Origin of the sequence: Pseudomonas sp. HY2-MNA-CIBAN-0224, assembly GCF_040310285.1 — a bacterium.
In the GTDB taxonomy this organism is placed as follows: Bacteria; Pseudomonadota; Gammaproteobacteria; order Pseudomonadales; family Pseudomonadaceae; genus Aquipseudomonas; species Aquipseudomonas helleri.
On the sequence record NZ_JBEOPQ010000111.1, the window covers coordinates 1 to 7,841 of the forward strand.

Annotated in this window: 11 protein-coding genes and 1 tRNA gene; 11 read left to right on the forward strand and 1 reads right to left on the reverse strand. The window is 50.7% G+C overall.

Annotated elements, in window-relative coordinates; translation table 11 throughout:
• The 11 genes from AAEZ03_RS25290 to AAEZ03_RS25340 all read left to right on the forward strand — a co-directional run.
• A partial coding sequence (locus AAEZ03_RS25290; protein ID WP_502947946.1) for a bacteriophage T4 gp5 trimerization domain-containing protein occupies positions 1–519 on the forward strand: 519 nt, incomplete at its 5' end.
• Between the two features lie 9 nt (positions 520–528).
• On the forward strand, positions 529–1,860 hold the full coding sequence (locus AAEZ03_RS25295) for a DUF2169 family type VI secretion system accessory protein (protein ID WP_350582392.1): 1,332 nt from the start codon (positions 529–531) through the stop codon (positions 1,858–1,860).
• Between the two features lie 16 nt (positions 1,861–1,876).
• Positions 1,877–2,233 carry a DUF4150 domain-containing protein gene (locus AAEZ03_RS25300; RefSeq protein WP_153333093.1) on the forward strand — a complete coding sequence of 119 codons (357 nt, stop codon included), beginning with the start codon at positions 1,877–1,879 and terminating at the stop codon, positions 2,231–2,233.
• A gap of 3 nt (positions 2,234–2,236) precedes the next feature.
• Positions 2,237–3,304, forward strand: a complete 1,068-nt coding sequence (locus AAEZ03_RS25305; protein WP_350582396.1) for a hypothetical protein — start codon at positions 2,237–2,239, stop codon at positions 3,302–3,304.
• Positions 3,305–3,318: 14 nt separating this feature from the next.
• Positions 3,319–3,768, forward strand: a complete 450-nt coding sequence (locus tag AAEZ03_RS25310) for a DUF7738 domain-containing protein (RefSeq protein WP_350582398.1) — start codon at positions 3,319–3,321, stop codon at positions 3,766–3,768.
• 194 nt (positions 3,769–3,962) lie between these two features.
• Positions 3,963–4,277: a hypothetical protein gene (locus AAEZ03_RS25315; RefSeq protein ID WP_350582401.1), complete on the forward strand. Its 315-nt coding sequence runs from the start codon at positions 3,963–3,965 to the stop codon at positions 4,275–4,277.
• A gap of 421 nt (positions 4,278–4,698) precedes the next feature.
• Positions 4,699–5,361, forward strand: coding sequence for a GAD-like domain-containing protein (locus tag AAEZ03_RS25320; protein ID WP_350582404.1), 663 nt, complete (start codon positions 4,699–4,701; stop codon positions 5,359–5,361).
• A gap of 210 nt (positions 5,362–5,571) precedes the next feature.
• Positions 5,572–5,790 (forward strand): DNA/RNA non-specific endonuclease, encoded by a 219-nt coding sequence (locus AAEZ03_RS25325; RefSeq protein WP_178126441.1) that lies wholly within the window; start codon positions 5,572–5,574, stop codon positions 5,788–5,790.
• Between the two features lie 16 nt (positions 5,791–5,806).
• Positions 5,807–6,205 carry an immunity protein YezG family protein gene (locus AAEZ03_RS25330; protein WP_350582406.1) on the forward strand — a complete coding sequence of 133 codons (399 nt, stop codon included), beginning with the start codon at positions 5,807–5,809 and terminating at the stop codon, positions 6,203–6,205.
• Positions 6,206–6,762: 557 nt separating this feature from the next.
• Entirely contained in the window at positions 6,763–7,425 is a 663-nt protein-coding gene (locus AAEZ03_RS25335) for a GAD-like domain-containing protein (RefSeq protein ID WP_350582409.1), read from the forward strand.
• A gap of 97 nt (positions 7,426–7,522) precedes the next feature.
• A complete protein-coding gene (locus tag AAEZ03_RS25340; RefSeq protein WP_256665601.1) occupies positions 7,523–7,648 on the forward strand; it encodes a hypothetical protein in 126 nt (41 codons plus the stop codon).
• A gap of 117 nt (positions 7,649–7,765) precedes the next feature.
• On the opposite strand, the gene AAEZ03_RS25345 is transcribed toward AAEZ03_RS25340, so the two are convergent.
• Positions 7,766–7,841: transfer RNA gene (locus tag AAEZ03_RS25345), tRNA-Gly, on the reverse strand.

The following is a 7,841-nucleotide window of genomic DNA, read 5'->3' on the forward strand; positions in this document are numbered from 1 at the left end:
GAGGTTTACATCCATGCCGAGCGGGACAAGAACGTTTACATCAAGCATGACAACACGACGTTTGTGGGCAATGACCGTACGGAGCGGGTGGACCACAACGAAACCCTTTCTATCGGCGACCACCGCACCGAAGACGTCGGCCAAAACGAAACCATCCAGATCGGCGCCAACCGCAGCGTGACCATTGGTGCCAACAAGACCGAGACCATCGCCCTGGCCAAGGCCGAAACGATCGGGCTCGCCAAAACGCTGAGCATCGGTGCCGCTTACCAGACCAGTGTCGGTGCAGCCATGAACACCAGCGTCGGCCTGAGCCAGAGCGAGCAGGTGGGCATCCACAAATCGGTGGTGGTAGGCAAGAACTACAGCATTGATGCCGGTGATGAATTCAAGGTCACGGTGGGTAAATCAACCTTGGTGATGAAGTCCGACGGCACCGTGCTGATCAATGGTTGCACCTTCGATTTCAGTGCCACGGGTGCCGTGCAGATCAACGGCAAAGACGTTGATATCAACTGAGGAGGCGTCATGGAATTTCGTAACCTGACGCCCTTCGATGCGCTGTGTTTTAGCGCCCTGGGTGTGGACGATCAAGAGTATCCGGTGCTGGCCATGAAGGTCGGTTATCGGTTGTTGCCGGTGGATGGCCAACCGGGGCAATTGCGCGCCGAGGTCATGGACGATAAGCCCGTGGCGTTGTGTACCGATGACGCCTATTACGGCGAAGAAGGAACCAGCAGCGTCAGCGAAGAAAGCGACCTGGCCCCCTTTAAACCGCGCTGTGATGTGATCGTGGTGGGACTGGCACATGCGCCGCAGGGCTTGCCGGCCACGTCGTGGAACGCAGGCGTGCGCTTGAGCATTCCGGTCGCGCACAAGTACATAGACGTGCCGCTGCCCGAACCATTGAGCCCCGGCGAACGGTTGAACGAATACCAGCTTCAAGAATGGCAAGCGAAACGCGTGGCCGCCGCCAAGGCACACGCTAATGCCCCTACCCGGCGCAATCTGCTGGACAAAAAGTTGCGTTTTAACGGGCCACGGCAGTTTAAAGACAGCCTGTTTGGCGGTTGGCAACTGACTCAAGCGCAGCCCGTTCTGAGCGTTCCGCTGCGCTGGGAATATGCCTTTGGCGGCAGCAGCGTGGTGCGCAACCCCGAACACCTGTTAAAGCCTGACAGCCCGGAGTATCTGCTCAACGAGGTCTGCTACAGCAACCCGCTGGGCAGCGGCTGGATCGAGAAACGCCAGGAGCAGTTGGGCTTCAAGCTGGATGCGCCCCTGCGGGTGCTGCCCGCGCCGCAAATCGAAGCAATCGACAGGCCCGTGTTGCACCTGGATAAAGCCAAACACCCTGATGGACTGCTCGACTCCACGCAAATGATGCAGGTGGCCGGCACCTACAAATACCAACCCGCAGGTTTTGGGGTGGTCGGCCGGGCCTGGGCACCGCGACTGGCTCTGGCCGGTAACTACGACGCTGTATGGCAAGCAGAGCGCTGGCCGGGTCTGCCTTATGACTTTGACTTCGCCTACTGGAACGGTGCACCCACCGATCAACAGATCGAATTTCCACCGCCCAACCTGCGCATCGAACTCTTCAACCTGACCGACCCGTGCCTGACACCGAGCGGATACGCGCAGGTGGAAATGCCCGGCCATCGAGCGTTTGTGTTGCTGCGTTTGTTCAACGGCGCCTTGCTGCCGCTGCCCATGCTCACCGACACCCTGCGCATCGACACCGAGACCATGACCCTGGTGCTGACCCATCGCATCAGCCTGCCCAATAACCTCGATATCCGGGTGCTCGAAGCGCGCTTTGAGACCGATCCGGCGGCGCAACTAATCAAGCGCTCGTAGCGGGAGGTGCATTGATATGGCCGATAACGTCATCGCCCGCAAACAGACCAAATGGAAGGTGATCAGCATCGTTCCGGACGTGTGCAAAACCCCGATGGGCAGCGCCATCCCGCCTGTGCCCTACCCCGTCACCGCCGAACTCAAAACCGCCACCGGCGTGGCCAACTCCGTGCGCGCCAATGGCAAACCGGTGGTGGTCTACGACATGAGCCTGGTGCCCACCACCCAAGGTGACCAAGCGGGCGCGGCCAAAGGCATCAAGAGCAACACCGTCGGCGGCAAATGCTACCCGCTGGAAAAAAGCAGCAGCGTGCGCGCTGAGGGCAAATTGATCGTGCGCCATGGCGATACGTTCTGGATGAATGGGGTCTAGAACATGGCCGAGCCCCTAGAGATCAACATCAGCAAATCCTTCGTCGAGCATGGCGGCAAGCAATGGGCGACCTATGAAAACGGCGGTGGCGTTACGGTTCAGGTCTGGAAAAACCAACAACTCGAACTCCAGCGCGATCTCAGCTACACCGACTACGCAACATTCAGGGAAAAAGCCCCAGAACTTGGGCTGCGCGACTACCCCGCTCCGCTCATGCGCCGCCAAGGCGGCACAAATGCAAACGGCAATACGCTGGGGCGTGTGGTGGGCGAAACCGCGCCAACCGCAGTGCCCGCCACACAGGCCAATGCGGTGATAGAAGCCGAAACCCAAGAGGAAGGCATCACCGGAGAACACATTCTCGATGGCCTCCAGCTAGGCCTGGATGTGGTGGGCCTGATCCCCGTGGTGGGAGAAGCGGCAGACATTATCAGCGCTGGCATCAGCCTTGCTCGCGGGGACTATGTAGGCGCTGGGCTGTCACTGCTGTCGGCCATACCGTTTGTGGGGTATGCGGGTACTGCGGGCAAGGCCACGCGCTATGGCCCGAAGATGGCTGAGGCTTCGGGTAAAGTCGCACGCGAAATTACACAAATGCCCCCCATAAAAAAAATCACAAGCAAAAATCAAGAGCCACCCAAAGATGTTAAAGACGGCGGCAAGTCAAAAGGAGGGCCATGCGATCACCTTCGTAAGGGGAGCGGAAAAGGGCCATACCGTGGTGGAGCGCACAACCAAACTTCTAAGCCTGTAAACGACAATAAAGACTCCCACCATATGCCCGCTGATGACGCCAGCCCCCTTCCGAAAAGAGACGGACCTGCAATACAAATGCACCCAAATGACCATAAGCTCACGAAAAGCAATGGATCAGTAAAAGGATCAGCAAAATACCGCCAATCAATTCAGGAATTAATAGAAATGGGGGAATGGCGAAAAGCAATGATCAAAGAGATTAAAGATGTCCGACGAATCCAGAAAATCATTGGCGAGCCCAACAAATACAATGAAGCAATTTTGGAAATGCTAAAGTATTTCAGATGCCTTGAAAAAAACAATCTCACCTCATAACTCCAGGATATAAAATGAATAATTACGAAATTTCTCCGTACGTAGGCGTAGGGGAATTAAAGTTTGGAATATCCCCATCTATGGCCGAGAAAATTCTTGGCAAGCCAAACTTTTCATACTACGACCCAGACACTGATGCAACCACTCAATATTGGAACAATAATGGACTACAGCTTTCGTTTTCAAAAAAAAATAACACCCTTACATCCATCAGCATGTATTCAAACATTAGAAACATAACACTTCCAGGAATTAAGTTCGACTGGAATACATCAAATACAACTTACAACTCATTAATAAAATCGGATCCTTCGGCCATGAAAACTGTTGGAATTACAGTTTTTTTCAAGTATGGAATAGCAGTTTCAGGACTCTCTGGGAAAGATAACAGCAACAAGTCGATAACCGCTTTTACTAAGGGTGAATGGGTGCCGGAAGATCCATACCTAGAGCGCCTCACATAAGTGAGGTACCGCACGAAAAGGGAACAAGTTTTCGATGGTCTCCAAGAAAAACGCATTCCTAGTAAAGAATGGGTGGGTGGATGGGCGGTAGAACACACTCTGGAGAAAGGACCCTCAAAGCCTTATTTGGATGTGCTAGAAAAGGCTGGAATCGGTTACAAGACAACCCCGCAGATACACATTAAGGATAGATCATGAACATAGACCAAGTTCAGGCCGCTGAAGTATTTGATGATTTTTTAATTGCAATGAATGACCAAATAGAGTGGCTAATTGAAGAAGCAAAAAAAATCGCTTTAACAAACTCTCCCAACACGCCAGAGCTTCTCGAAAAATCATTTGACTTAATATCCGAAGAACTGAACGAAGAGGATATTGAAAAATTGATAGTTATATTCGGTAGATATTTAGGAGAATTTATAAGACTTAACTATGGCAGAAAATGGACCCTGCCACTGAAGGATAAGAAAAACGTCAATCTCAATACCCCCGTGATCACAGGCCATTAGCCTATAGAGGGGCTGGAGTTCGCCCCCATAAGAGTCATACGCGCCTATGCTCTTCGTAGATACAAAGGCACTATACGTCGCGCCATAGACAATCACATTCACCCGCAAATATTGGACCTGAGTTTAGAAGCAGCGCAAGAAAGACATAGCAAGAATTAAATTGCGCGACCATGAGTGTAGAGGTTGGGGTCAACTTCAAGTTGCGACTCGTCGAAACCAGCTCAGCGGGCAACATGGCAAGAGCTCTGCAATCCTCAGGCAACAACTTGAATACCGCCTGGTCCTGCCGCTCTTCGAAGGCGATCATTCGGCGTATCGCTGGTCACTGGTGCTGCTGTTAACGCAGTCGCCCGCGGTGATGGCTCAGACGTAAAGAATATGGAACTGACAATCTGCCATCAGCCAAAAAAGGAAAATAAACATGAGAGACCCCCATTTCGAATACTTCATCGAGAAATTTGGCGAAGCCACTTACAGCACGCCTGTTTCAGAAGCCACCCTTGCTCAATGGACCGGCAAGCTCCCTCCCATCTTGATGACTTACTGGCGGGAAGAAGGCTGGGCAGGGTATGCAAACGGACGAGTATGGACAGTTAATCCCGATGAATATGAAGACATCAAGGATGCATGGCTTGAGGGGACACCGTTTGTCAACATAGATAACTTCCACGTCATTGCCCGCGATGCCTTTGGCGACCTCTACTTGTGCGGCGAAACAACAGGCGCAAGCGTCACCATCACTTGTATCCACAATGAAATCCTCGCTCTGAAAAACCAGCTCAACCCCAAACCCTTACCAGATCACGATCCTTCCATTCAGGCGCTGTTTGGTTCTGCCAAGCTAGAAGACTTCGACTACCCTGACGCCAACGGAAAACTGCTGTTTGAACGCGCTATAAAGAAGTACGGCCCACTTGAGCCCGATGAAATGTACGGTTTCGAACCTGCGCTCGTTATGGGTGGAAGCGTTATATTGGAGAACCTTCGACGCCTTAAGCTGGATCCACACCTCCACATTCTGCGTCAATTCGACAGTCCGACTCTTCCTTTCTCCAACATCGATTTTGACAAGCTTACGAAATAGCCATGAGTTCAAAAGCGGCCCACATCGAGGCTGTCCAGGCATTCGTCGCGCAACAACATGCACCGACGACACGCTATACGTGCTGCTCGATCTGTTGGCCGACTGCACCTCGGAAGATCCGTTGCACATTGAGGCGTTGCATCAAACCCTCGGCCGGGAAGCCATTACACCCTGCTGCGTCCCGATTTTATGCATACGCCATTAGACGAAATGAACCATTTTGCACAAAATGGAAATTTCAATAATAGCTCCTATAGAAAACTAGAAAACTCTTGGGAGCGAATGCTAAAAGATAAGAAAAATGTACCCATAGAAATAACCCCAAAATACACTGGAGATTCCCTACGACCGGACACATTAAAAGTAAAACAATGGATAGACGGGACTCCTCAAGATTTTATAATGTTCGGAAACAAATTCGGCGGATAGCACAGGAGCTAACTCTATGAAACATGAAATCACAGACTTAGATGAAATCTATACAGAGATTGGCCAAGAGCTGATAAATTTAGTACCTGATGACTTCAAAGAATCATGGATCAGAACAGAAATATCCGAAGATGCGTGGAGCATCAGCATTTTTTATAAGAAACCCAAAGGAACATATGGATATATAAATGACGACATAGATTCTTTAGAGGAAAAAATCAAATTACTACACTCATTTTACAAAGACAAAACCAGTGAACCTTGGAATTCGGCTACATTCCACCTGATAAACACATTTAAAATGAGTCTAAATCTAGGTTACGAAGATATTTCGGATTTCGGAAAAAGCTCTGAGCGCCGCGAGACATGGATAAAAAACCATCTAGGCGAAGATGCAAAAATCGATTGGTACTAATTAAATTGATGGTCCCGCGTTAGCAATAAATACCCGACAAAGGTTATTTATAAGCCTGAGTAAACTTTGTGCCATTGTTGAAACCCCATCACAACTCTTTTTGGAGCAGCAGAGCTGCGCTCCAACTTAGAGCAGGCACCCCGGCATACTAAGCGTACGACCTCAGTTCCGAGATGTAATAGGACAGTAACCAGTACTAACCACGAGGTCGATTACTGGTTGTTGCCGATTTATGACCTCCCGGGGCGATTACGCGCATAAGTCATTAAAAATGCGCCGTGCCAGCTGTGTACTAACACATAGACTTGCCGCTCGAACAGCTGAACGAACTCCGGCGTCAGGAATAGCAAGCTCGATGCATGGTCGCCCACAAGCCGCGCTAATGCGCCCACACGCAGCAATCTGCCAGAGAAAGAGTTGCCTTTCAGCGGGCAAGTTAATGATGGTATTTACGAAAGTACTATTAGAAATAACTCAATGCAGTCGCTCGCGGTGATGGCTCAGACGTAAAGAATATGGAACTGACAATCTGCCATCAGCCAAAAAGGAAAATAAACATGAGAGACTCTCGTTTCGAATACTTCATCGAGAAATTTGGCGAAGCCACTTACAGCATGCCTGTTTCAAAAGCCACCCTTGCTCAATGGACCGGCAAGCTCCCTCCTATCTTGATGACTTACTGGCGTGAAGAAGGCTGGGCAGGGTATGCAAACGGGCGAGTATGGACAGTTAATCCCGATGAATATGAAGACATCAAGGATGCATGGCTTGAGGGGACACCGCTTGTCAACATTGATAACTTCCACGTAATCGCGCGCAGCGCGTTTGGTAACCTCTATTTATGTGGCGAGAAAACGGGGAGAAGCGTGACAATTTCCTGTCTAAATAACGAAATACTGGCACTGAAAAACAAGCTAAAACCTAAACCTCTGCATGATCAAGATTCTTCAATCCAATCATTTTTTGGCTCCCGAAAACCAGAAGACTTCGACTACCCTGACGCCAACGGAAAACTACTGTTTGAACGCGCTATAAAGAAGTACGGCCCACTTGAGCCCGATGAAATGTACGGCTTCGAACCTGCGCTCGTTGTGGGTGGAAGCGCTACATTGGATAACCTTCGACGCCTTAAGCTGGATCCACACCTCCACATTCTGCGTCAATTCGACAGTCCGACTCTTCCTTTATCCAATATCGATTTTGACAAGTTTATGAAATAGCCATGAGTTCAAAAGCGGCCCACATCTGGAGGGTGTCCAGGCATTCGTCGCGCAACAACATGCGCCTGACGCCACCCTGCGCATCAACACCGAGGCCATGACCCTGGTGCTGACCCATCGCATCAGCCTGCCCAATAACCTCGATATACGGGTGCTCGAAGCGCGCTTTGAGACCGATCCGGCCGCGCAACTGATCAAGCGCTCACTGGGGGAGGTGCACTGATTGGGCGGATGCCTGTTTGGGTAGGGAGTAAAAACTACAGACATAAAAAAAGAGGCCTATAAGGCCTCTTTTTTTACTGCTTTAAACAGTGACTGAGCACTCTTTAAAACAAGAATATGGAGCGGGAAACGAGACTCGAACTCGCGACCCCGACCTTGGCAAGGTCGTGCTCTACCAACTGAGCTATTCCCGC

What these genes read in the sequence shown, in the direction of transcription:
- AAEZ03_RS25300 (WP_153333093.1), top strand. Translation starts at nt 1,877, where the DNA reads ATGGCCGATAACGTCATCGCCCGCAAACAGACCAAATGGAAGGTGATC.
- AAEZ03_RS25325 (WP_178126441.1), top strand. Translation starts at nt 5,572, where the DNA reads ATGAACCATTTTGCACAAAATGGAAATTTCAATAATAGCTCCTATAGA.
- AAEZ03_RS25335 (WP_350582409.1), top strand. Translation starts at nt 6,763, where the DNA reads ATGAGAGACTCTCGTTTCGAATACTTCATCGAGAAATTTGGCGAAGCC.
- AAEZ03_RS25340 (WP_256665601.1), top strand. Translation starts at nt 7,523, where the DNA reads ATGACCCTGGTGCTGACCCATCGCATCAGCCTGCCCAATAACCTCGAT.
- AAEZ03_RS25295 (WP_350582392.1), top strand. Translation starts at nt 529, where the DNA reads ATGGAATTTCGTAACCTGACGCCCTTCGATGCGCTGTGTTTTAGCGCC.
- AAEZ03_RS25320 (WP_350582404.1), top strand. Translation starts at nt 4,699, where the DNA reads ATGAGAGACCCCCATTTCGAATACTTCATCGAGAAATTTGGCGAAGCC.
- AAEZ03_RS25310 (WP_350582398.1), top strand. Translation starts at nt 3,319, where the DNA reads ATGAATAATTACGAAATTTCTCCGTACGTAGGCGTAGGGGAATTAAAG.
- AAEZ03_RS25305 (WP_350582396.1), top strand. Translation starts at nt 2,237, where the DNA reads ATGGCCGAGCCCCTAGAGATCAACATCAGCAAATCCTTCGTCGAGCAT.
- AAEZ03_RS25315 (WP_350582401.1), top strand. Translation starts at nt 3,963, where the DNA reads ATGAACATAGACCAAGTTCAGGCCGCTGAAGTATTTGATGATTTTTTA.
- AAEZ03_RS25330 (WP_350582406.1), top strand. Translation starts at nt 5,807, where the DNA reads ATGAAACATGAAATCACAGACTTAGATGAAATCTATACAGAGATTGGC.